Source organism: Polaribacter reichenbachii (genome assembly GCF_001975665.1).
GTDB classification, from domain to species: Bacteria; Bacteroidota; Bacteroidia; order Flavobacteriales; family Flavobacteriaceae; genus Polaribacter; species Polaribacter reichenbachii.
This window is the reverse complement of record NZ_CP019419.1, coordinates 2,709,006-2,731,402: the sequence shown is the minus strand read 5'-3', so window position 1 is coordinate 2,731,402 and position 22,397 is coordinate 2,709,006. Positions and strand designations below refer to the sequence as shown.

Sequence of the window (22,397 nt, the reverse complement as noted above, 5' to 3'; positions counted from 1 at the left end):
CTTGTCTTAGACAGACATTTACAAATGAAAAACAAATCGTACACAAAACACTTTATTTTATTATCAGTTTTACTGATGATTTTGTTTTTTGTGAATGTTAGTTTAGGCTCAGTATCTATACCTTTAGAGGATATTTTTAAAATTATTACAGGAAATGTTCCTGCCAAAGAAAGTTGGGCAACTATTATTTTAAATTTTAGATTACCAAAAGCAATTACAGCAATTTTAGTAGGTTCTGGTTTGTCTATTTGTGGTTTGTTAATGCAGACCTTATTTAGAAATCCTTTAGCTGGGCCTTTTGTATTAGGAATTTCATCTGGCGCAAGCTTAGGAGTTGCCATTTTAATTTTAGGTTCGTCTGTTTTTGGTGGCTTTTTATTAACCAATTCTCTGTCTATTTGGTCTTTGCCAATTGCTGCAAGTTTAGGTGCTTTTCTTGTATTATCTGCTGTAATAATTGCTGCAAATAAAGTAAGAAACACGATGTCTATTTTAATTATTGGGTTGATGTTTGGTTCTTTAACTTCTGCAGTAATTAGTGTATTAGCTTACTTTTCTGAGGCAGACCAAATTCAGCAATATTTATTCTGGAGTTTTGGTAGTTTAGGCAATTTAAGTTGGAATGAAATTTTAGTTTTTTCTATTATTTATAGTATTGGAATTCTAGGAACTTTATCTATCATAAAACCTTTAAACAGTTTTTTATTGGGCGAAAATTATGCAAAAAGCTTAGGTATCAATATTAAAAAAAGTAGAAATATAATTTTATTAATAACCAGTATTTTAACAGGAGTAATTACAGCTTTTTCAGGCCCAATTGCTTTTGTAGGTTTAGCTGTTCCTCATATTGCTAGAATGTTTTTTACAACGTCAAATCATAAAATATTAATACCTGCTGTAGCTATTTTAGGCGCAATAATTTTATTGATTTGCGATAGTATTGCACAATTACCCACAAGCGAATTTACGCTACCAATTAATGCAATTACTTCACTTTTTGGTGCGCCTGTTGTAATTTGGCTGTTGGTGAGAAAAAAGAAGATTTATGTTTAACTTAGCAATAAAACAAGATTCGTTATAAAATAGAAAAGTTAAACTTTGAAACATCATAAAAACATCATTTTAAAAACTGAAAACCTTAGCATAGGTTATCAAGATAAAAAAGCACAAAATATTGTAGCTTCTAATATTGATATTACAATTGAAAAAGGAAAATTGGTTACTGTTTTAGGTAAAAACGGAATAGGAAAATCGACTTTATTAAGAACAGTTTCTAAAGTTCAAAAAGCATTAAAAGGCGAGGTTTTTATCAACCAAAAAAATATTGAAAACTTTACAAATAAAGAACTTTCTACAGTTTTAAGTTTAGTATTAACTGAACGTTTACCCGAAAGTCAAATTACTGTTTTTGAACTCATTGCTTTAGGCAGACAACCATACACCAATTGGATTGATAAACTTTCGGAAAATGACTTAGAAAAAATAAACTGGGCTATAGACCAAACAGAAATTTATCACCTAAAAGAAAAGTTTTTTTATGAGTTGAGTGATGGACAGTTGCAAAGAGTACTTATTGCAAGAGCTTTAGCACAAGACACAGATCTTATTATTTTAGATGAACCCACTGCTCATTTAGATTTACATCATACTATCAAAATTTTTGATTTATTACAAAAGTTGATCAATAAAACTTCTAAAACCATAATTTTATCGTCTCATGAAGTAAATTTATCTATTAAATTTGCTGATGAAATTATATTATTTACTGATGAGAAAATACATACAGGAACACCTTTATACCTAATGGAAACAGGAGCTTTCGATAATTTATTTCCTAGTGACATTGTTAATTTTAACAGAAAATTAGAGCAATTTATTATAAACAAGCCTTAATTTTGATTTCACTATTACTTTTTGTTACATTTGGTAACAAATAAATTCAAATTAATTACATTTTTAATCAATGAAAAAAATACTGTACGTTGCTAGTGCAATCGCTTTTATGGCTTGTAGTTCTAGCAAAGAAGCATCTAATGAAGATGCAAATGTAGATCAGGCTGCAAAATACGCAGCAACTATTACTGCAAAAGATTTAGGAACGCATCTTTTTACTTATGCTTCTGACGAGTTTGAAGGTAGAGAAACTGGTGAGCCAGGACAGAAAAAAGCGGTTGAATATTTAAAGAATTTTTATGTAAATAAAGGAATTGTTTCACCAATTGGAGGTGATGATTATTTTCAAGAAGTACCTGCAGCATGGATTAACAAAAATACACGTCGTGGAAAATTTAAAGATTCTGAGAATGTATTGGCCTTTATTAAAGGTACAGAAAAACCAGATGAAATTGTGGTTATCTCAGCACACTTAGATCACGAAGGTGTTAAAGATGGAGTTGTTTATAATGGTGCAGATGATGATGGTTCTGGAACGGTTGCTGTATTAGAAATTGCTGAAGCTTTTAAAATGGCTGCAGATGCTGGTAAAGGCCCAAAACGTTCAATTTTATTTTTACACGTTACAGGTGAAGAAAAAGGTTTATTAGGTTCTAAATATTACACCGAAAACCCAATTTTTCCGATAGCCAATACAGTTTGCGATTTAAATATTGATATGATTGGTAGAATTGATGAAAGACATAAAGAAGATCCTAATTATTTATATTTAATTGGTTCTGATAAATTGAGTACTGAGCTTCATAATTTATCAGAAGAAATCAATAAAAAGTACACAAACATTAACTTTGATTACAAATATAATGATGAAAATGATCCGAATCGTTTTTACTATAGATCTGATCATTACAATTTTGCAAAACACAATGTGCCAATTATATTTTATTTTAATGGAACGCATGCAGATTACCACAAACCATCTGATACACCAGACAAAATTAACTACGAATTGTTAGAAAACAGAACACGTTTGGTTTTTCATACTGCTTGGGAAGTTGCTAATAAAGAAACTAGAATTATAGCTGATAAAGCCGAAGTTAAAAAAGAAGAAAAAACGAAATAATTTGTATTTAAATTATAGAAAATAAAAAACCAAGCAATTTAAATTGCTTGGTTTTTTCCGTATTTAAAAGTTCTTAAAATTAAATTTAGAACTTATTTATTTAGATATTATCAGCTAACCAATCTCCTACTTCCGAAGTTCCATAAGCTTTTCCTCCATCTGCTAAATCTTCTGTAACCATACCTTTATCTAAAGCACTGTTTACAGCATCTCTAATTGCTTTACCTTCTTCTTGTAAACCAAAGTTTTCGAACATCATTGCTGCAGATAAAACTGTAGCCATTGGGTTTGCAATGTTTAAACCTGTTGCCTGCGGATAAGAACCGTGAATTGGCTCGAATAAACCAATTTCAGAACCTAAAGAAGCACTTGGCATTAAACCCATAGAACCAGAAATAACAGAAGCTTCATCTGTTAAAATGTCTCCAAATAAGTTCTCTGTAATTAAAACATCATAACTATTTGGCCATTGTACTAAACGCATAGCAACTGCATCTACAAACTCATAAGAAACCTCAACTTCTGGATAATCTTTTTCCATAGCTTGTACAGTTTCTCTCCATAATCTAGATGTTTCTAAAACGTTCGCTTTATCTACACAACATAATTTTTTACCACGAGTCATTGCTAATTCAAAACCTTTAACAGCTAATCTTTTAACCTCATCTCTTGTATAAACACAATTATCAAAAGCAGTTTCTCCTTCATCTCTTCTACCTTTTTCACCAAAGTAAATTCCTCCAGTCAATTCACGTAAAAAAACCAAATCAGTTCCTTCGATTCTTTCTCTTTTTAAAGGTGATTTATCTAACAAAGAAGGAAACGTAAACGTTGGTCTTACATTAGCAAATAAACCTAATTTTTTACGCATTTTTAATAATCCTTGTTCTGGACGAACTTTTGCTGATGGATCATTATCGAATCTTGGATGCCCAATTGCACCAAATAAAACAGCATCAGAAGACGCACAAATTTCGTGAGTTTCATCAGGATAAGGTTCACCTACTGCATCAATAGCAGCAGCACCAGTTAATGCTGGTCTCCAATTAATTTCGTGATTAAATTTCTTTGCAATTGCATCAGATACTTTTACTGCTTGGTCAATTACTTCTGGACCAATTCCATCTCCTGCTAATAATGCGATGTTTAATTTCATTTTCTATTTTGGCTTTTGGCTCTTGGCTTTTGGCTCTTAGCTAAATGCTAATTGCTAAAAGCAAAAAGCTATTATATAATATTCAACATTTTCTCTGTCGCTTTAATTGCAGATACTGTTTGATCTGAATCTAAACCACGAGTTATAAATTCTTTCTTTTCTCCTTTCCAAGTAATAATAGTTTCACATAAAGCATCAGAATGACTTCCTGGAGGAATTCTTACTGCATAATCTATTAAACCTGGTAAATCTTTTTTACTGTGTGTTTTGTACAATTTACGCAACGCGTTCATAAAAGCATCAAACTGTCCATCTCCTTGTGCGTGGGCTTCGTACTGAATTCCTTCTACTTTTAATTGTAACGTTGTAGATGGTTTCATACCTTTTGCGTGACCTAAAACATAATTTTCTACAACAATTCTTTTTTCTATAGTATCAGAATCTAAAACATCAGAAATAATATATGGTAAATCATCTTGAGAAACGACTTCCTTTTTATCTCCTAACTCTATAATTCTTTGTGTAACTTTTTTAAGTTCTTCGTCATTTAAACTTAAACCTAAATCTTGTAAATTCTTTTGAATATTGGCTTTACCAGATGTTTTACCTAAAGCATATTTACGTTTTCTACCAAAACGCTCTGGCATTAAATCGTTAAAATAAAGATTGTTTTTATTATCTCCATCTGCGTGAATTCCTGCAGTTTGGGTAAATACATTTGCGCCAACAACTGGTTTATTTACTGGAATACGAAACCCAGAAAAGTTTTCTACTAACTTACTTACTTTATTTAATGCTTTTTCGTTGGTATTGATTTTTACATCCTCTAGAAAATCATTAATGACTGCAATTACACTAGCCATAGGTGCATTTCCAGCACGTTCTCCCATCCCATTTATGGTTAAATGCAAACCATTTGTACCTGCTTTTACAGCTTCCATAACATTGGCAACACCTAAATCATAATCATTATGACCGTGAAAATCGATATGTAATTTTGGATACTTTTCTTTAACCTCTGCAATAAATTTAAAAGTTTCTACTGGTGTTAAAACTCCTAAAGTATCTGGCAATAAAACACGTTCTATTTTTTGAGTAGTTAAAAAATCTAAATACTCAAAAACATATTCTTTAGAATTACGCATTCCATTAGACCAATCTTCTAAATAAACATTGGTTTTAATATTATTTTTAGCAGCTAACTCAATAGTTGCTTTAATATCTGCAAAGTGTTGTTCTGGTGTTTTTTTTAGTTGATGTGTTAAATGATTTAAAGAACCTTTGGTTAATAAATTCTGAACTTTTGATCCAGAAGCTATCATCCAATCAATAGATTTCCCTCCATCAACAAAAGTTAAAACCTCTATTTTATCTAATAGATTTTCTGAATCTGCCCAAGAAGTTACTTTTTTAACCGCTTCTAATTCGCCTTCAGAAACTCTTGCAGATGCAATTTCTATTCGATCTACTTTTAATTCTTCTAAAAGTAATTTAGCAATTGTTAATTTTTCTGAAACTGAAAACGACACGCCTGATGTTTGTTCTCCATCACGCAGTGTCGTATCCATTATTTCTATTGTTCTCTTCGTCATTAATATCAACTTAAAAAAAAGATTCTTTTTTATTTAGTTTCCTGTTTTAAAGGAATGACATATTTATCTTAAAATGGTCTTGTTTCTGCAAAAGCAGAAATTTCGTTTTCGATGTTTTTTAAATAATCGATATCATCAAAACCATTTAACATATTTTCTTTTTTGTAAGTATTAATATCAAAAGATTCAGACTCACCAGTTGCTACTAAAGTAACGGTTTGGTTAGGTAAATCTACTTTGATTTCTGTTTTCGGATCTGCCATAATCGCTGCAAATAAGGTATCTGCAAATTCAGGAGATACTTGTACAGGTAGAACTCCAACGTTTAAACAGTTATTTTTAAAAATATCTGCAAATGCTGATGAAATTACACAACGTAAACCAAAATCGTACACAGACCAAGCTGCGTGCTCTCTAGAAGAACCAGAACCAAAGTTTCTACCTCCTACTAAAATTTTAGAACCTGCATAAATTTCTTTATTTAAAGGAAAATCTGCTTTTGGTGTTCCATCTTGCTCAAATCTCCAATCACGAAAAAAGTTAATATCAAAATCTTTACGCTCAGTTGCTTTTAAAAAACGAGCAGGAATTATTTGATCTGTATCTACATTTTCTGTTGGTAATGGATATGCTGTACTTGTTAATACATTAAATTTATCGTAAGCCATATTTTTATGCTTTTAGCCTTTAGTTCTTAACTGTAGGCAAATAATTTATAATTTTAAGCTAATGGCCAAAAGCCAAAAGCTAATAGCTTTTTATGCTGTTAATAACGTTCTTGGATCTGTAACTTTACCTTCTACTGCAGATGCTGCTGCAACTAATGGAGAAGCTAATAATGTTCTAGATCCTGGCCCTTGTCTTCCTTCAAAGTTTCTGTTTGATGTTGAAACTGATAATTTTCCTGAAGGAATTTTATCATCATTCATTGCCAAACAAGCAGAACAACCTGGTTCTCTTAATACAAAACCTGCAGCGTCTATAATTTTATCTAAACCTTCTGCTTTAATTTGATCTACAACTTTATGAGAACCTGGTACTAACCAAGCAGTAACATTGTCTGCTTTTTGTCTACCTTCTACAATAGAACAAAATGCTCTAAAATCTTCAATTCTACCATTTGTACAAGAACCTAAGAATACAAAGTCGATTTCTTTACCAATCATAGCATCACCTTCGCTAAAAGACATGTAACCTAATGATTTTTTATAGGTATCAACTCCACCTTCTACATTTTCTGCTAAAGGAATTGATTTTGTTACGCCCATTCCCATTCCTGGGTTTGTACCATAAGTAATCATTGGCTCAATATCTGATGCTTCATAGTTAAATTCTACATCAAACTCTGCACCTTCATCCGTAGATAAAGTTTCCCAATATTTCATTGCTTTGTCCCAATCTGCTCCTTTAGGAGTTTGAGAACGACCTTTTATATATTCAAATGTTTTTTCATCAGGAGCAATCATTCCACCACGTGCACCCATCTCAATAGATAAATTACACACAGTCATACGTCCTTCCATTGTCATATCTTCAAAAACATCACCTGCATATTCTACAAAAAATCCAGTTGCACCAGAAGTAGTTTGTTTTGAAATAATGTATAAAGCAACATCTTTAGGTGTAACTCCTAAACCTAATTTACCATTTACGTTAATACGCATTTTTTTAGGTTTTGGCTGCATAATACATTGTGTAGACAATACCATTTCTACCTCAGAGGTACCAATACCAAAGGCAATAGCACCAAAAGCTCCGTGAGTAGATGTATGAGAATCTCCACAAACAATTGTTGCTCCAGGTAAGGTAATTCCGTTTTCTGGGCCAACAACGTGAACAATTCCGTTATTAATATCGCCTAAACCCCAGTGAGAAATACCGTGTTTAGCCGCATTTTTTTCTAAAGCATCTAACTGATTTGCAGATAAAGGATCTGCAACAGGTAAATGTTGATTTATAGTTGGTGTATTATGATCTGCAGTTGCAAATGTACGTGCAGGATACACAACAGAATTCCCTCTACTTTCTAATCCTAAAAAAGCTACAGGACTTGTAACTTCGTGAATAAAATGACGATCTATAAAAAACACATCTGGTCCGTCTTTAACCTGACGAACAACGTGCGAATCCCATACTTTGTCAAATAATGTTTTTGCCATTTTTAGTGGTTTTTATGATTTTGTTAATAATCAGCTACCAAAAATACAATTTTACTAAAATTATTTTAGAAGATAAATCAATAAAAACATTATACCCAACTGTTAAATGAATACTTATTTTATTGAAAATTAGATTTTTAACTTGTTTTAAAATACGATGTCTAATATTTTTTGGAAGTTTAGGATTTCCTAAAAATAAGCTCCATTTATTGTTTTAATCAGAAAATAAAGAAGTTGAAAAGTCTTTAAAAACTATCATTAAGATTTTTCTATAAAAACTAATGATATACTAAATTTAAAACTCAAAGGTTACCACAACAATCATCCTCGCAAAGACAATCAAAATTATCTAAGTTATAAAGAAATCTTATTTATTTGATGTTCTAAAACTTCGTTAAAATGCTTTCAAAAACATTTAAAAAAATCGAATTAACGTATCTTTACCTCTTTTAAAAGCTGAAAAATAAATGCAAAATTATATAAAAGAAGTAATTAAAAATATGCCAAAAGATTGGCTAAATTTAACTACTCATAGACTTGATATTTACGAAGAAAAATTGGCTAAAACTCAGTTTTTAGAGGAGTTTATCAATTTGTACAATAACGATATTTCTGATATATCTGCATTAGCTGAATTACCAACTGCTTACGATTATATTAGATTAGGACATCCTTTATCTTGTGTTTTAGAATGGGTAGTTGCTAACGCACAACAATTATCCTCAGAAAACATCATCAGTTTCGATTCTAAAACGATGCCTATTTTAGCGATTTTAAGAAAAAACTTATTAGAAAATAAAAAAACTCGAATTCTTTATACTGATGTATTACCAACTTCTTTTGATGTTACTGTTCTAAAATCCGTTTACGGTTATGAATTTGAGTTACATAAAATTGAGCAAGGTACTAAAGTTGATGAATTTGATGGAAGTACAATTTTTATTCAGCAAAAAGAACATATTTCTGATTTCAATATTATACCAAACATTGATTTTTTTATCAATATTAATACAATTTTAGGAAGTATTTTATTAGTAAATGGAACAAAAAACGAATCTTATATTTCCGAAATTCAACACGTAAGAAGAAGAGAAACTATTGCAATGACTCCTGAAAATTGTTTGGTTGCTTTGCAAAATTATGTTGGCGAAACTTCTTTAAAGATTGCTGATAATAATTTAGAAACTGATAAAAGAAGTGTTTTAAACTCGATTCAAAAAGTTACAAATACTACTTCAAAACCACTAGTCGCTTCTAGTGGATTATCTATGCAATATGCAATAATGATGGGTTTAATTGATGATGCGAATTTAAATCATCCTAAAAAAACCATTAAATTTATTGTTCCCCCAAATTGTTATGGAGGCACAAATGACCAAGCCAGACGTGTTGCTGCTTGTATAGAAAATGTAGAAATTGTTGATTTACCTGTTGATGGTGAAAATGATATGGTACAAAGTATTGAACGCATTTTAACCACACTTGCTGATGAAGATGCTGTACCTTATATTATTGCAGAAATACCTACTAACCCAAGAGTTGAAGTACCTGATTTAACAAAATTAGAAGCGGTTTTAAGTAAAAAACGTACCACAAAAACTGGAAAAACAGCTATTGATCCTGTTTTTATTTTAGATCAAACTTTTTGTCCTAATGTACATTTTTTAGGGAGAGATGCAATTCTATCTTCCATTAGAGCTATTTCTTATGCAAGTGGTTCTAAATTTCCTAGTGGAGGAAAATGTACGGCTGGATATTGTATAGTAAATGAAAAAAACAGCTCGATTTCAGAAAAAATTGACCTGCATTTGTCGCTTTGTGAGAATGAAGCTACACCTCAACAATATCAAATATTAGCAACACAATTACCTTCTATGAAGCAAAGAATTGAAGATGCATATAAAAACACCTTGGAGTTTGTAAACTTTATTAAAGAGGTTTTACCTGCTGCAAAAATTAACTTTGTTTCTTCAGAATTAGCTTCACAAGGGTTTACACCTTCTGTTTTTTCTTTGGATTTGCCAACAAAAGGAAATTCTCTTGAAGAAAAAGAATCCTATAAAAGAGCATTGAATTTAAAGTTAATTAATTTAATGATTACAGAAATCCCTGATGAAAGTAAGTTTTGTGTGAGTTATGGACAATTAAAAGGCTGTTATTGGACGATTCCTGCAACTTCTACACAAGGTACTACAAAAGAAGGCGATAAAGATTATATAGTACGAACTTCTATGTCTCCTGATTTAGATTTAGAAATGCACAAGAAAGTGTTTTTAAAGTTTGTAGAAAGTATTTAAAAATAACCTATTATTCATTTTGATAAAATTCTATCACTTCAACAGAAGTTTACGATTGAAATGAAGAAAATTTGTATCGAGAATAAGAGTTTTAATTTCAAAATTAGTTCTCGATACAATTTTTAGTTACGTTAGGTATCAGCAATCAAAATTACTTTTTATCTAACAAAACAAACTCCATATCATAAGATTTACGTTTCCAACCTGTAACTTTAAACAAGGCAATAAAATCTTGATTTTTATCTAATTGATGGCGTTTGTAAAATGCATTTACAGAATCTTTTTGCGTAAAATATTGCAATGCACTTATGGCTCCACAATCTTGATCTGATAAGAAAAAACGCAATTCGTTACCAGAAGGAATTGATACTTTTGCAACAACTGTATAATCTATAATTTTATCATTTTGAGTTACAACATCGTTATAAACTTTTGTTTTTTTTGTTTTAGTATCTGTATACAAAAGCTTCTGACTTTGATAAGAAAACTGAGGGAAATTTTCAACTAAAATATTCTTTAAAACCCCCATAGATTTAGACTGCCCAAAATAAACGAGATTGGCTTTTTCGAGTTGTGCTACATTCCATTCTGAAATTTGAATAATATCAAAATCGTAATTATACTTGCCCCAAAACTCGGTAATATCTTTGCTGATGTAAGGTGCCATCCAATTAAAATAATGATGTGCACTTGAACTTAATTGCCCAGATTTCTCTGGATTCTTTTCTAAATAAGTTTCTAATTCTGTTTCAGAATTAATTTCATAATCACGAATAATTCCTTTTTTACTGGTTAAAGTTGGTCCTTCTATGGTAAAATAATCACCAAAAATAACTGTAGTTTTAAAATCGTTTTGCATTAAACTTTTCCAAAATACATTTGCTGTTTTTTGAAAACTAAATATGATGATAGCAGCTAATATTGATGCAACCAAAATAATTCTACCAAAAAAATAGAATCGATTTGGTTTTGATTTTACTAGCTGATGTTTTGAAAACTGAACTTTGTATTGTCCTTTTTTAATTTGAAACTGAATTTCGTTAACATCTGCCTCTTTGTAATATGCTTCTAATTTTTTACGCAAATGATACACATAAACACGCACTTTATTATCTAGTTTTATAGGATCGTATTTGGTGCCAAAAAACTCAATTCCAATAGTAGTTTCTTTAAGTTCTTTTTCTTCTAAAGTAGAAGTTACCAAAAAAGTTAAAAGCCGAACATTAATTTTAGATCTAGAAAAAGCTTTATCAGAAATAATTCTGTTTAGTTGTGCTAATATTTCACTTTTTTCAAATTCCATTTGCGACTTTAGAGTCTTCTAAAGTAGTTAAGAAAACTTAAATACACAAACATTATCAATTAGCCACTAAAAATCAAAATACACTTAAACAATTAAATAACAAACATTTAAATTAAATTTTAAACGGTTAAAAAACGTGATTTTAATCTAAAAATCATTCAAGAGCAAATAACTTACTATAAATTTGATCATCGTCAATTCATTAATAAATTATCAAATGTCAAATAGTTTAAAATTACTGATTAGTTTATCATTTTTAGTATTTATCTCTTGTACAAAAGAACAAGGATTCCCAGTTTTTAATAGTGGAAAAGTAGCTACAATTTATGTATCACAAGAAGAAAGTCCGCAGATAATTAGAGCTGTAAATGATCTGCAAAAAGACATTAAAATAGTTACAGGTTCTATGCCAACTATAATACATTCAGTAGATCAAGTTAGTGAAAACACCATAATTATTGGAACTATTCATAATCCTTTTATCCAACAATTAGACCAAAAAGGTTTATTAAACGAAGCCAAAGGAATTGATAATTTGAAGCAATCGTTCTTATTAAAAAGCTTAGAAAATCCGTCAGAAAATATTAAAAATGCTCTAGTTGTTGCAGGTAGTGATGCATTAGGAACTGTTTATGGTATTTATGAAATATCAGAAAAAATAGGAGTTTCTCCTTTATATTGGTGGGCAGATGTTGTACCTCAGAAAAAGAATAAAGTGATTTTAAAAGATTGTTTGGTTTTACCTAAAGAACCTTCTGTAGAATATCGTGGAATTTTTATAAATGATGAAGAGGCTCTTACTACTTGGAGCGAAAAAACATCAAAAAACGAAACTAATACACACCCAAGTCCTGAGGTTTATAAAAGAGTTTTTGAACTTTTATTGCGTTTAAAAGCAAATACCATCTGGCCAGGAATGATGCTTAGAAGTAGTTATTTTTTTGAGGCGAAAGACAAAAATGGAATTCCCATCAACCCAAAAAACGCCAAAGAATATGGTATTTATGTAGGTGCATCTCATTGTGAACAAATGGGACGAAATAATTACGATGAATGGTATCCTTGGGCAGAAGCACATAAAGATATGTTTGATGCAAAAGGTGTACCTGTTTGGGATTATACTGTAAACCCAAAAACAATTGAAGCTTATTGGCAAGAGAGATTAGACGAATCTAAAGATTTTAATATGATTTACACTTTAGGAATTAGAGGTGTACACGATTCTCCTTTTCGTTATGAAAATTTAAAAAACCCAACTTTAGAAAATAAAGTAAAATTATTACAGACAGTTATTGATCGCCAAAGAGCAATGATTAAAACGACTTTTGGTTCTGAAGATGCAGTTCCTCAAGTTTTTATTCCTTATGAAGAAACTGGAGAATTGTATAATGGAGAAAGTAAAGATGGTAAAGAAAAAGCAGAAGGCTTAAAAATACCTGATGATGTGATAATGGTTTGGACAGAAGATAATTTTGGGCATGCACGTCAATTACCCAACAAAGAAGAGCAAAAACACCCTGGAGGAAATGGAATTTATTATCATTTGGCTTACCAAGGTTACCCAACAACTTACGATTGGTTGTACACTACTCCACTGCCTTTAGTGCAAGAGGAATTGAGAAAAGTTTACGATAATAATGCTCGAAAATTCTGGATTGTAAATGTAGGTGATATTAAACCTGCAGAATTAGGTCTTCAGTTTTTTATGTCTTTGGCTTATGATATTGATGCATATCCGAAAAACACCACAAAAACTTTTATAGAAAAAACAGCACAACAACATTTTAATGTAAATGCTGAAAAAGGGAAAGAAATTGCTGATTTAATAACAGATTTCCATACGCTAACTTGGTCTAAAAAGCCAGAACCAATGGTGCCTTTTTGGGTTTGGGAATTCGAAAAAAACTGGATGTATCAATATTACAGTTTGTATGATTTTGGTGATGAAGCCCAAAGACATATAGAAAAAGCAAAAGTTTTAGAACAAAAAGCAAAAGCAATTTATGATGATTTAGATGAATCTGCGAAAATACCCTTTTGGCATTTGGCATATTATCCTATAAAATCTACACATTATATGCTGCAAAAAGCGGTGTATTATCGTAAAAACATCGCATACACCAAACAAGGAAGACTAGCAAGTGTAAATGCTTACAAGGTTTTATCGGAAAAAGCAGAAGCTAAAATTCAAAAGGATTTAAAATATTACAAAGAAATTATAAATGGAAAATGGGATGGAATTATGGATCCTTATGCAGAATACAATAGCGTAGAACGTGTTTTTGATGTTGCTAATATTCCTAACAATTTAGTGTATAACCAACTTTTTAAAGAGGAAGGAAAAACAGGAATTGGAGCAGTTTGCGAAGGTCAGGTTTTGGGTGATGAAGATATTGAACTGCGTTTTTCTTCTTTTGAAGATAATCAAAGATTTATCGATATTTTTAATAAAGAAGTAAATGCAAATTCTTGGACTATTGAAACTAATGCAGATTGGATCAATTTCACAAAATCTTCTGGAAGCGTAAAAATTGAAGAACGCATTCTTGTTTCTGTTGATTGGTCTAAAACCAAAAATGGTATAAATACAACTACAATTATTGTAAGAGATACAAATGGTTTTTCTAAATCATTTCCTGTAAAAGCAACCCAACACAATATTCAGTTAAAAGAAAAATCTTACATAGAAGGCAATGGATTTTTAACGATAGAAGCTGAACATTATCAGAAAAAAACTGATGGAAAATTAGGTGATAAATGGGAAGAATTTAAACATTATGGTTATAAAAAATCGTCTATGTTTTTAAAAGGAGGCTCTAAAATTAAACAAGACATAAAAGAGGAAGCAGCCAAATTAGAGTATTCAGTATATTTTACGAATTCAGGAACTTTTTATGGTGAATTATATCGATTACCAACCTTAAATGAAGGAAAAGGAAAAACTTGTGAAATTGGTATTGGTTTAGATGATGAGTCTCCTAAAGTACTAACTGGAATCAGAAAAAAAGGAGAAAAATTATCTTTAAAAATGTCTGATGGAACTAAAGAAAGCTTAAGTTGGCATAAAAATGTACTGGCTTTAATGGAAAAAATTCCTTTTGAAATTACGGTTGATAAACCTGGTTACCATACATTAACATTATATCAAGTAGATACTAATATTGGTGTAGATCGTTTGGTAATTTGTACTGATGAACAAACTAAAACTGCGCAGAAAAGAAGTTTAATTGGTGCTCCAGAAAGTTTTAATACCATCAATTATACAAAAATTGAACCTGTTGCATCACCAGAAATTACTGATGAAATTTCTAAAGTTGACCCCTATAAAAAACTTGAACCTTTAACAGATATCAAGCTAAATTTCGGAATTTATTCTATGTTAGATGCCAAAGGTTTTACAGCAGTAAATCAAAGACACACTTATAATCCGAATAAAAATTTATTTGGTTGGCGTGCTTCTGATGTAAAACAAATTGGGTTTCATCATAATGAAGCATCAGCAAGAATCGATTTTTGGCAAAGAGATGGATTAATTGGTAAAAAAGAGGCTAAATTTTATGTAAAACTTAAAAAAGGCACTTATGATATTAAATATTATATGGGCGATTCTCGAATTAAAGAAGAATGGATTTACAGCAAAGGAAAAAATTTTGAGGTTACTTTTAAAATCAATGGAAAAACAATTTTAAAGAAACACAAAACATTTTCTGGCGTTCAAAAAATTGATACTGTAACTCTCGAAGTTTTAGAAGATGAATTGGTAGAATTTACTTTTGCAGATCATTGGATTATTAATGCTTTAATCATAAATCGTAAATAGTCTATTTTTAAAAAGTATAACTTAAGATAAAAGATTAATTTGATTTGAAATTTTGTAACAAAAGTAGTAAGTTCATCGTCTAAATTAGTGAACCTAATCAATCAGTCAACCAATGAAAAAATTAAGTTACCTCCTTTTATCGCTATTAATATTAGCAAGTTGTACTTCTCAAAAAAACACTGAAGACTTTATGAATGCTACTTCTGGTCGTTATTTATTTAATGCCAATGAAGTTTTAGAAATTTATTTTAAAGATGCAATTATGCACGCAAAATGGCGTGGAACTGATGCAGAATTACTAAAAGTAAACGATAGTTCTTTTTATATGAAAGAACTGAATGAAAAAATGCTTTTTGTGAGTCAACCAAAAATGCACATTGAATTAGATCCAAAAACAGAACATAAAGGCACTTTATATCACTTTAAAAAGTTGAATGCTGATGAAAAAACTGCAGGCGAATATTTTAAAGCCAAAGAATATAACAAAGCATTATTAGCTTTTAAAGCTATACAAACCAATGATTCTGCTAATTATCTTATTAGAGAAAGAAGTTTAAATAGTTGGGGGTATCGTTTTGTTAGAGAAAAGAATTATGATGATGCTTTAGAAATTTTTAAAATAAATTCTGAATTATATCCTAATAGTTCAAATGTTTTTAATAGTTTAGGTGAAGCTTATTTCTTAAAAAAGGATACTGTTAATGCAATGATTAGCTTTAAAAAATCGCTAGCAATTAATCCTGAAAACAGAAATTCGGAGCAATTTTTAAAGAAATTAACAAAATAAGAATGACATTAGAAGAATTAAAATACCCAATAGGTAAAGTTGATATTCCTGAACAAATTACCAAAAAACATATAGAAAACTGGATTTCTGATATAGAACGTTTTCCTCACGAATTAGAGTTTTTAGTTAGAGAATTATCTGATAATCAGTTAGAAATTCCTTACAGAGAAAATGGTTGGTCTATAAGACAAGTAATCCATCATTCTTACGATAGTCATCATAATGCATATATGCGTTTTAAATGGGCATTAACTGAAGATGAACCCCTTATAAAAGCTTATGACGAAAAACTTTGGGCAGAATTAAGTGATTCTAAATCTGCACCAATTTTACTAACTTTAGATGCTTTAAAAGGTTTACACGCAAAATGGGTGTATTTATTACAAGGTTTAACAGATGCAGAATTGCAAAGAGTTTTTATACATCCTGAAGGAAATAAACGTGTAAGTTTAAAAGAAAATATTGCAAATTACGCTTGGCATTGCCAACATCATTATGCACATATAGAGCAATTAATGATTCGTGAAGGCTGGAAATAAAGTGTTTACATTTTTGTAAAATTACCTATCTTTAAGAACTTAATTTAGAGATAATGAAAACTGCACAAGAATATTTTGATGAATATGCAATAAGTCATCAAAACGAAACCAACCAAGCCATACACTATATTTGTGTGCCATTAATATTTTTTAGTGTTATTGGTTTGCTGATGAGTATTCCTAGTACTTTTTTAGAGAATACGTTAGGTTTATACAATCCGTTTATAGAAAATTGGGCTGTGGTGGTTACAGTTGTTATTTCTATCTTTTATTTACGACTAGGTTTTTGGTATTTTGCAGAAATGCTTTTTGTAATTCTATTATCTATTATTGGTAACTTCTGGATTAGCAATAACTTTAATTTATTTTATGTGTCTATTGTCATTTTTGTTTTAGCTTGGATTGGCCAGTTTTATGGACATAAAGTAGAAGGCGCAAAACCATCTTTTTTAAAAGATTTAGAATTTTTATTGATTGGACCATTATGGGTAATTCAGAAATTGGGCAAGAAATCTAAAAAAGCAACAGAATAAAAAATGATATGAAAAACGAAATTACCTTCGAAGACTTTTTAAAAGTTGATGTTAGAATAGGCACAATCATAGAAGTGAACGATTTTCCGAAAGCAAGAAAACCTGCTTATCAACTTAAAATTGATTTTGGTGCTTTAGGTATTAAAAAATCGAGTGCACAAATCACAGATTTATATACTAAAGAAGAACTATTAAATAAACAGATTTCTGCAATCGTAAATTTTAAACCTAGACAAATTGCTAATTTTAAAAGCGAAGTTTTAGTTTTAGGTGTATATAATTCTGATGAAAACGTAGTTCTATTACAAGCTTCTAAAACGATTAAAAACGGAGAACAGGTTAGTTAAACAGTTAGCAGTTAGCAGTTAGCAGTTAGCAGTTAGCAGTTAGCAGTTAGCAGTTAGCAGTTAGCAGTTAGCAGTTAGCAGTTAGCAGTTAGCAGTTAGCAAAAATGAAAATTCTTGAAATTAATTTTTAGGATTATTCAAAATTACCAAAGCGCCTATAACTCCAGGAATCCAGCCACAAAGGGTAAGTAAAAAAATGATAAAGAAAGATCCACATCCTTTGTCAATTACTGATAATGGAGGAAAAATAATAGCAAATAATACTCTAAAAAAACTCATTTATATTTTAGTTGGTTACACAAATAAGACGTTTAAGTATTCGTTTTGTTACAATAATTTAAAGCCAAAACTATAAAAAGTAAAAAGTCGCAAAGCTTAATTATAAACTTTGCGACTTTTTATCTTTTCTATTGAAGTGTTATTTCTCGATTAAGATTTACTGATATTATCAAACTCAATAAAAAAAGACATCTTAACTAAAATTCTACATCATATTTCCAAAGAAAATAGTGTTCATTAATAATTTGTTTGTACCAAACCAAAATGCTCTAAAGTTGGTGTTATCAGTAAAAACAATAACTCTACCTCTACCAAAACGTTGTACTTTAAAAGGTACAGTATTTGGTATTACTTTTGCATTTTCTTTAGAAATATAACCACTTAATAAAGGCTTTGCAGTATACTGTATAGGATTATTATAACTATTTTTATCCGCTTTTAAAAACATTGTAGAGTTTCTAAATAAAGCTATTTTATCATTCTTATATCCAAAATTAATTGGATGAGATCTGTCTATATTTGCTTCAAAAATAGCTCCACCAATTACTTGTGCACCAGAAAACAACGATTTGTTTTCGAAAGTAATGTTCTTAACTGAATCTCTTTTAGTTTTATCAAAACTTAAATTAATCATTTTATTACTCGCTAACCAACTTGCAGTGTTTTTGTAACCAACAACTACTCCACCATTTTTAACCCAAGTTTTAATTTTTTCTATTGCCGATTTTTCTAAACGACTACTTGGTATTACAATATGTGTGTATTTTGTAATATCCATTCTAGATAAATTTCTAGTATCTAAACGTGTAATATGCATATCAAAACGTTGGTCAAACAAATGCCAAATTTCTCCAGTATCATTACCTGTAACTCCATCACCAACAATCATTGCAACTTTAGGCTTTGTAATGTTTCTAAAGTTATTAGATCCCATATCAATTCCGTCATTTAAACCTGTAGCAACACCTGTTATTGTTGTATGGCTCTCATCAGCAACTTTATTTAAAAAATTATATAAATCTGTTGCATTCAATTTTTGATTTTGAACCGGAATAAAAATAGTTCCATAATCGTAAGAATTACCTCCATTTTTAAAATTTCTCATCGAAACTTTTGCTCTTATTCCTTTTTGTAAAATTGTATTTAAGGCTTTTGGCGTGTAAAACTCATTCCAAGGTAATAAGTAACCATAATTACTTTTAGATGAAACATTACCAGATTTCATTTTTAAATCTGTAATTTCTGCTCCTGCTTTAGAAATTGCTACATCCTCTGCATAATCAACTCCAAATGCGTGATTAAATGTCCAAGCAGAAACATCGTAAAACAAACTATCTTTAAACTTGGTTCTAACATCGAACATTGCTTTTACCAAACGATGGTTTTTCTGATTCATTGGCACCACATAACTATATCCTTTTTTAAAGGTTTTACCATTTTCTGTAAAATCAGCCTTTAATTCGTGGATTTTAATTTTATGTTTTTTCATTACCTCTGCCAAATGAAAACTTTTTGCAGCATCTTTTTCATCACCAAAAACAACAGCTTTATTTAAACCTGTATTTCTAGATTCTTTATAAAAACTTTGCTGATATTCTAAAATCTTAACACGCATACTTTTTGCAGCTTCTAAAGTAGATAATGCCGCAGTAAATTGATTTCTGATGGTAAAAGGAAAGGTTAAAATTCCGTTTACAGTTTCTTGTGCGTGCCCTCTAGAACTACCTTGCTCAAACAAAATTCCTATACTACCATTTATGTCTGGAAAAGTAGAACCTTTACCATAATAGAAATCATCGAAACCTTCTTCTGAATAATATAAAGAACCTATTTCATCTAAAGCTTTTGCATGGTAAGTGGCAATTTCTCTAGTTAAATCTTGATTCATTTGTGGTGTTAACGGATTTGTTCTACTTGGAATTCCTGGTTGAAAAAAGAAGCTAGAATTGCTCCCCATTTCATGATGATCTGTTAAGATATTTGGTAACCATTTATGAAAACTTGCAATTCTTGCAGTACTTTCTGGCAATTGAACTGGCAACCAATCTCTATTCATATCAAACTGATAATGATTGGTTCTTCCTCTTGGCCAAATCTCAAAATATTCTCTGTCATTAGGATCAGGGTTAATATTTTCGCTTCTGTTTGTATTTGCCCAATATGCAAAACGTTGCAACCCATCAGGATTTAAAGAAGGATCAAAAAGAATTACAACATTGTTTAATAAATCATCAATATTTTCTGCTGCTGCCAAATAATAAGCCACTGCTAAAGCTGCATTAGAACCACTTGCTTCATTACCATGAATAGAAAAACCTTGGTAAACTACAATTGGATTTTTAGAAACATCAACAGCATTAGAATTGGTAGCTTCAATATGTTTTTCTCTAATACTTTCTAAGTTTTTATGATTTTCTGCGGATGTAATTGTAAGTAACAACAAAGGTCTGTCTTCATAAGTTTCACCTCTATTTTCTATAGAAATTCGATCTGATGATGCAGCTAAAACTTTCATATACTCCACTAATTTATCATGGGTAATATGCCACTCACCTACTTCATGACCAATTACAGATTCTGGAGTAGGAATATTGGTATTGTAAGTTGTGTTTTTGGGTAAATAGTAAGATAAATCTACTTTTTGAGCAGCTATAGAAAGCGAACTCAAGAAAAATAAAAGCAAAAATTTTTTCATGTTGATTAGAATTTGAATTGATAAGTAACCAAATATAGGAATTCATTAAATTTATAAACGTTGCTTTAACAAAGTATTAAGAATATATTAAGAGTTTGCTTTTAATATAATTTCGGGAATTTTGATTTGAATTCTAATAAAAAACAATCCTCGTAAAAAATCTATAATAACTGATAAAAGTCAGATTTCTGCTAAATCACCCATCGTAAATTTGCGATAAGAAATATGAAACGAACTTTAGAACAAATAGAATATCAGCAAAACACAGCAGATTTAGCAAAATTTGCAAAAGCATTGGCACACCCTACACGCATTGCAATTTTAAAACATTTAGAAAATCAATCTTGTTGTTTTACAGGCGATTTGGTTACTATTTTTCCATTAGCACAATCTACAGTTTCGCAGCACTTAAAAGAATTAAAAAATGCGGGATTAATTCAAGGAGAATTAAAACCACCAAAAATAAAATACTGTATTCATCAAGAAAATTGGAAAAAAGCAAAATCATTATTTCAACAATTTTTTGATTGATATTTTTTATAAACATTATCGCCTATTTACGATAAACAAATTTAAATATTATGAGTAAAATAATTAAAATTCTAGGAACAGGTTGTCTTAAATGTCAAACTATGACAGGAGTTGTTAAAGATGTCGTTTCTGAAAACAATATTGATGCAAACATTGAAAAAGTAGAAGATATTATGGAGATTATGAAATACAACGTAATGAGTACACCTGCTTTAGTAATTGATGATGTAATTACAATTAAAGGTAGAATACCTTCTAAAACAGAGGTTTTAGAACTTTTAAAATAGCAACCTCAGATTAAATTATGTTTAATTGGATACAAAACATAGCAGATTGGTTTGTTTATGATGTTCTAAATTTAGAAAAAGAACAACATTTAGTAGAGGCTTTAAATTTCTTTATTTACGACACAGTAAAGATTTTAATACTACTTTTTGTGGTTATCTTTTTTATGGGAATTGTAAATAGCTATTTCCCTATAGACAAAGTTAAAAATTATCTTTCTAGAAATAAATTGTATGGTTTAGAGTATTTAATGGCAAGTCTTTTTGGTGTGGTAACACCTTTTTGTTCTTGTTCCTCAGTTCCATTATTTATTGGTTTTGTAAGAGGAGGAATTCCATTAGGCGTAACCTTTGCTTTTTTAATTACATCTCCTTTAGTTAATGAGGTTGCCATTGGTTTGTTTGTAGGTTTATTCGGATTTAAAATGACAATTATTTATGTTTTAAGTGGAATTTTACTGGGTACAATTTCTGGTGTAATTCTTCAAAAATTAAAACTAGAACCTTTTTTAACTCCTTGGGTCAAAGAAGTTTTAGCAAATGCACAAAGAGAACAAGATAAATTCGAAGCAGAACAATTAAGCTTTTCGCAAAGATTACCAATAATCTGGGCAGAAGTAATTAAAATTCTTAAAGGAATTATTCCTTTTGTAATTATTGGTATTGCCATTGGCGGATTAATGCACGGCTATATTCCTGAAGGATTTTTTGAACAATATATGGCCAAAGATAATCTGTTTGCTGTACCCATTGCAACTATTTTAGCTGTGCCAATGTATGCTAACGCATCAGGAATTTTACCAGTTGTACAAGTATTAGTCGCAAAGGGAATACCAATTGGTACAGCAATTGCTTTTATGATGGGTGTTGTTGGCTTGTCTTTGCCAGAAGCTATGCTATTAAAAAAAGTAATGTCTTTAAAACTAATTGCCATCTTTTTTGGTGTGGTAACTCTTTGTATTATCATATCTGGTTATTTTTTCAATCTAATTCTATAAAAATTACATATTTTCTTAAAGTATCTTTTCATAAAAAACATCTGAGTTAAGCTAAATACAA

General features: G+C 30.2%; 19 protein-coding genes. 12 read left to right on the top strand and 7 right to left on the bottom strand.

Going from position 1 to position 22,397, the window contains the following annotated elements:
• The first annotated feature begins 24 nt into the window (after positions 1 to 24).
• The 3 genes from BW723_RS11455 (at position 25) to BW723_RS11445 (ending at position 3,016) form a co-directional block, all read left to right on the top strand.
• Positions 25 to 1,053, top strand: coding sequence for a FecCD family ABC transporter permease (locus BW723_RS11455; protein WP_068364696.1), 1,029 nt, complete (start codon positions 25 to 27; stop codon positions 1,051 to 1,053).
• Positions 1,054 to 1,098: 45 nt separating this feature from the next.
• Positions 1,099 to 1,893 carry an ABC transporter ATP-binding protein gene (locus BW723_RS11450; protein ID WP_068364699.1) on the top strand — a complete coding sequence of 265 codons (795 nt, stop codon included), beginning with the start codon at positions 1,099 to 1,101 and terminating at the stop codon, positions 1,891 to 1,893.
• A 70-nt stretch (positions 1,894 to 1,963) separates the two neighbouring features.
• Positions 1,964 to 3,016: a M28 family metallopeptidase gene (locus tag BW723_RS11445; RefSeq protein ID WP_068364702.1), complete on the top strand. Its 1,053-nt coding sequence runs from the start codon at positions 1,964 to 1,966 to the stop codon at positions 3,014 to 3,016.
• 100 nt (positions 3,017 to 3,116) lie between these two features.
• Here the strand turns inward: BW723_RS11445 and leuB are convergent, their stop codons facing one another.
• From leuB to leuC, 4 genes are all read right to left on the bottom strand, one after another.
• Positions 3,117 to 4,172, bottom strand: coding sequence for a 3-isopropylmalate dehydrogenase (leuB, locus tag BW723_RS11440; RefSeq protein ID WP_068364704.1), 1,056 nt, complete (start codon positions 4,170 to 4,172; stop codon positions 3,117 to 3,119).
• Positions 4,173 to 4,243: 71 nt separating this feature from the next.
• Complete coding sequence (locus tag BW723_RS11435) at positions 4,244 to 5,764, bottom strand: alpha-isopropylmalate synthase regulatory domain-containing protein (RefSeq protein WP_068364707.1); 1,521 nt, start codon at positions 5,762 to 5,764, stop codon at positions 4,244 to 4,246.
• A gap of 68 nt (positions 5,765 to 5,832) precedes the next feature.
• Entirely contained in the window at positions 5,833 to 6,432 is a 600-nt protein-coding gene (gene leuD / locus BW723_RS11430; RefSeq protein WP_068364710.1) for a 3-isopropylmalate dehydratase small subunit, read from the bottom strand.
• A gap of 90 nt (positions 6,433 to 6,522) precedes the next feature.
• Positions 6,523 to 7,923, bottom strand: coding sequence for a 3-isopropylmalate dehydratase large subunit (leuC, locus tag BW723_RS11425; protein ID WP_068364713.1), 1,401 nt, complete (start codon positions 7,921 to 7,923; stop codon positions 6,523 to 6,525).
• Between the two features lie 467 nt (positions 7,924 to 8,390).
• On the opposite strand from leuC, the gene BW723_RS11420 reads away from it, so the two are divergent.
• Positions 8,391 to 10,220 carry a PLP-dependent transferase gene (locus tag BW723_RS11420; RefSeq protein WP_068364716.1) on the top strand — a complete coding sequence of 610 codons (1,830 nt, stop codon included), beginning with the start codon at positions 8,391 to 8,393 and terminating at the stop codon, positions 10,218 to 10,220.
• 151 nt (positions 10,221 to 10,371) lie between these two features.
• Here BW723_RS11420 and BW723_RS11415 read toward each other — a convergent pair whose 3' ends face one another.
• Positions 10,372 to 11,523: a hypothetical protein gene (locus BW723_RS11415; RefSeq protein WP_068364720.1), complete on the bottom strand. Its 1,152-nt coding sequence runs from the start codon at positions 11,521 to 11,523 to the stop codon at positions 10,372 to 10,374.
• Between the two features lie 217 nt (positions 11,524 to 11,740).
• Between BW723_RS11415 and BW723_RS11410 the strand changes: the two genes are divergently transcribed.
• From BW723_RS11410 to BW723_RS11390, 5 genes are all read left to right on the top strand, one after another.
• Positions 11,741 to 15,343, top strand: coding sequence for a glycosyl hydrolase 115 family protein (locus BW723_RS11410; protein ID WP_068364723.1), 3,603 nt, complete (start codon positions 11,741 to 11,743; stop codon positions 15,341 to 15,343).
• A 112-nt stretch (positions 15,344 to 15,455) separates the two neighbouring features.
• A complete protein-coding gene (locus BW723_RS11405) occupies positions 15,456 to 16,130 on the top strand; it encodes a tetratricopeptide repeat protein (protein ID WP_068364726.1) in 675 nt (224 codons plus the stop codon).
• Positions 16,131 to 16,132: 2 nt separating this feature from the next.
• Complete coding sequence (locus BW723_RS11400; RefSeq protein WP_068364729.1) at positions 16,133 to 16,669, top strand: YfiT family bacillithiol transferase; 537 nt, start codon at positions 16,133 to 16,135, stop codon at positions 16,667 to 16,669.
• 53 nt (positions 16,670 to 16,722) lie between these two features.
• Complete coding sequence (locus tag BW723_RS11395) at positions 16,723 to 17,202, top strand: Mpo1 family 2-hydroxy fatty acid dioxygenase (protein ID WP_068364732.1); 480 nt, start codon at positions 16,723 to 16,725, stop codon at positions 17,200 to 17,202.
• 8 nt (positions 17,203 to 17,210) lie between these two features.
• The gene (locus BW723_RS11390) at positions 17,211 to 17,549 is read left to right on the top strand and encodes a tRNA-binding protein (RefSeq protein WP_068364735.1); all 339 of its coding nucleotides are present in this window, start codon (positions 17,211 to 17,213) and stop codon (positions 17,547 to 17,549) included.
• A 120-nt stretch (positions 17,550 to 17,669) separates the two neighbouring features.
• Here BW723_RS11390 and BW723_RS11385 read toward each other — a convergent pair whose 3' ends face one another.
• Positions 17,670 to 17,828, bottom strand: coding sequence for a YqaE/Pmp3 family membrane protein (locus tag BW723_RS11385; protein WP_076686390.1), 159 nt, complete (start codon positions 17,826 to 17,828; stop codon positions 17,670 to 17,672).
• Positions 17,829 to 18,033: 205 nt separating this feature from the next.
• Complete coding sequence (locus tag BW723_RS11380) at positions 18,034 to 20,523, bottom strand: M14 family zinc carboxypeptidase (protein WP_175335432.1); 2,490 nt, start codon at positions 20,521 to 20,523, stop codon at positions 18,034 to 18,036.
• Between the two features lie 225 nt (positions 20,524 to 20,748).
• Here BW723_RS11380 and BW723_RS11375 point away from each other — a divergent pair, with 225 nt between their 5' ends.
• Genes BW723_RS11375 through BW723_RS11365 form a run of 3 tightly spaced genes read left to right on the top strand, consistent with a single transcriptional unit; the run spans position 20,749 to position 22,336 of the window.
• The gene (locus BW723_RS11375) at positions 20,749 to 21,054 is read left to right on the top strand and encodes an ArsR/SmtB family transcription factor (RefSeq protein ID WP_068364738.1); all 306 of its coding nucleotides are present in this window, start codon (positions 20,749 to 20,751) and stop codon (positions 21,052 to 21,054) included.
• Between the two features lie 50 nt (positions 21,055 to 21,104).
• The gene (locus BW723_RS11370; protein ID WP_068364740.1) at positions 21,105 to 21,341 is read left to right on the top strand and encodes a thioredoxin family protein; all 237 of its coding nucleotides are present in this window, start codon (positions 21,105 to 21,107) and stop codon (positions 21,339 to 21,341) included.
• Positions 21,342 to 21,358: 17 nt separating this feature from the next.
• Complete coding sequence (locus tag BW723_RS11365; protein ID WP_068364742.1) at positions 21,359 to 22,336, top strand: permease; 978 nt, start codon at positions 21,359 to 21,361, stop codon at positions 22,334 to 22,336.
• The last annotated feature ends 61 nt before the right edge of the window (positions 22,337 to 22,397 follow it).

Coding starts and splice junctions, on each gene's coding strand:
- leuC (WP_068364713.1), bottom strand. CDS start 7,923: ATGGCAAAAACATTATTTGACAAAGTATGGGATTCGCACGTTGTTCGT.
- BW723_RS11415 (WP_068364720.1), bottom strand. CDS start 11,523: ATGGAATTTGAAAAAAGTGAAATATTAGCACAACTAAACAGAATTATT.
- BW723_RS11410 (WP_068364723.1), top strand. CDS start 11,741: ATGTCAAATAGTTTAAAATTACTGATTAGTTTATCATTTTTAGTATTT.
- BW723_RS11405 (WP_068364726.1), top strand. CDS start 15,456: ATGAAAAAATTAAGTTACCTCCTTTTATCGCTATTAATATTAGCAAGT.
- BW723_RS11420 (WP_068364716.1), top strand. CDS start 8,391: ATGCAAAATTATATAAAAGAAGTAATTAAAAATATGCCAAAAGATTGG.
- BW723_RS11385 (WP_076686390.1), bottom strand. CDS start 17,828: ATGAGTTTTTTTAGAGTATTATTTGCTATTATTTTTCCTCCATTATCA.
- BW723_RS11455 (WP_068364696.1), top strand. CDS start 25: ATGAAAAACAAATCGTACACAAAACACTTTATTTTATTATCAGTTTTA.
- BW723_RS11390 (WP_068364735.1), top strand. CDS start 17,211: ATGAAAAACGAAATTACCTTCGAAGACTTTTTAAAAGTTGATGTTAGA.
- leuB (WP_068364704.1), bottom strand. CDS start 4,172: ATGAAATTAAACATCGCATTATTAGCAGGAGATGGAATTGGTCCAGAA.
- BW723_RS11375 (WP_068364738.1), top strand. CDS start 20,749: ATGAAACGAACTTTAGAACAAATAGAATATCAGCAAAACACAGCAGAT.
- leuD (WP_068364710.1), bottom strand. CDS start 6,432: ATGGCTTACGATAAATTTAATGTATTAACAAGTACAGCATATCCATTA.
- BW723_RS11395 (WP_068364732.1), top strand. CDS start 16,723: ATGAAAACTGCACAAGAATATTTTGATGAATATGCAATAAGTCATCAA.
- BW723_RS11445 (WP_068364702.1), top strand. CDS start 1,964: ATGAAAAAAATACTGTACGTTGCTAGTGCAATCGCTTTTATGGCTTGT.
- BW723_RS11435 (WP_068364707.1), bottom strand. CDS start 5,764: ATGACGAAGAGAACAATAGAAATAATGGATACGACACTGCGTGATGGA.
- BW723_RS11365 (WP_068364742.1), top strand. CDS start 21,359: ATGTTTAATTGGATACAAAACATAGCAGATTGGTTTGTTTATGATGTT.
- BW723_RS11400 (WP_068364729.1), top strand. CDS start 16,133: ATGACATTAGAAGAATTAAAATACCCAATAGGTAAAGTTGATATTCCT.
- BW723_RS11370 (WP_068364740.1), top strand. CDS start 21,105: ATGAGTAAAATAATTAAAATTCTAGGAACAGGTTGTCTTAAATGTCAA.
- BW723_RS11380 (WP_175335432.1), bottom strand. CDS start 20,523: ATGAAAAAATTTTTGCTTTTATTTTTCTTGAGTTCGCTTTCTATAGCT.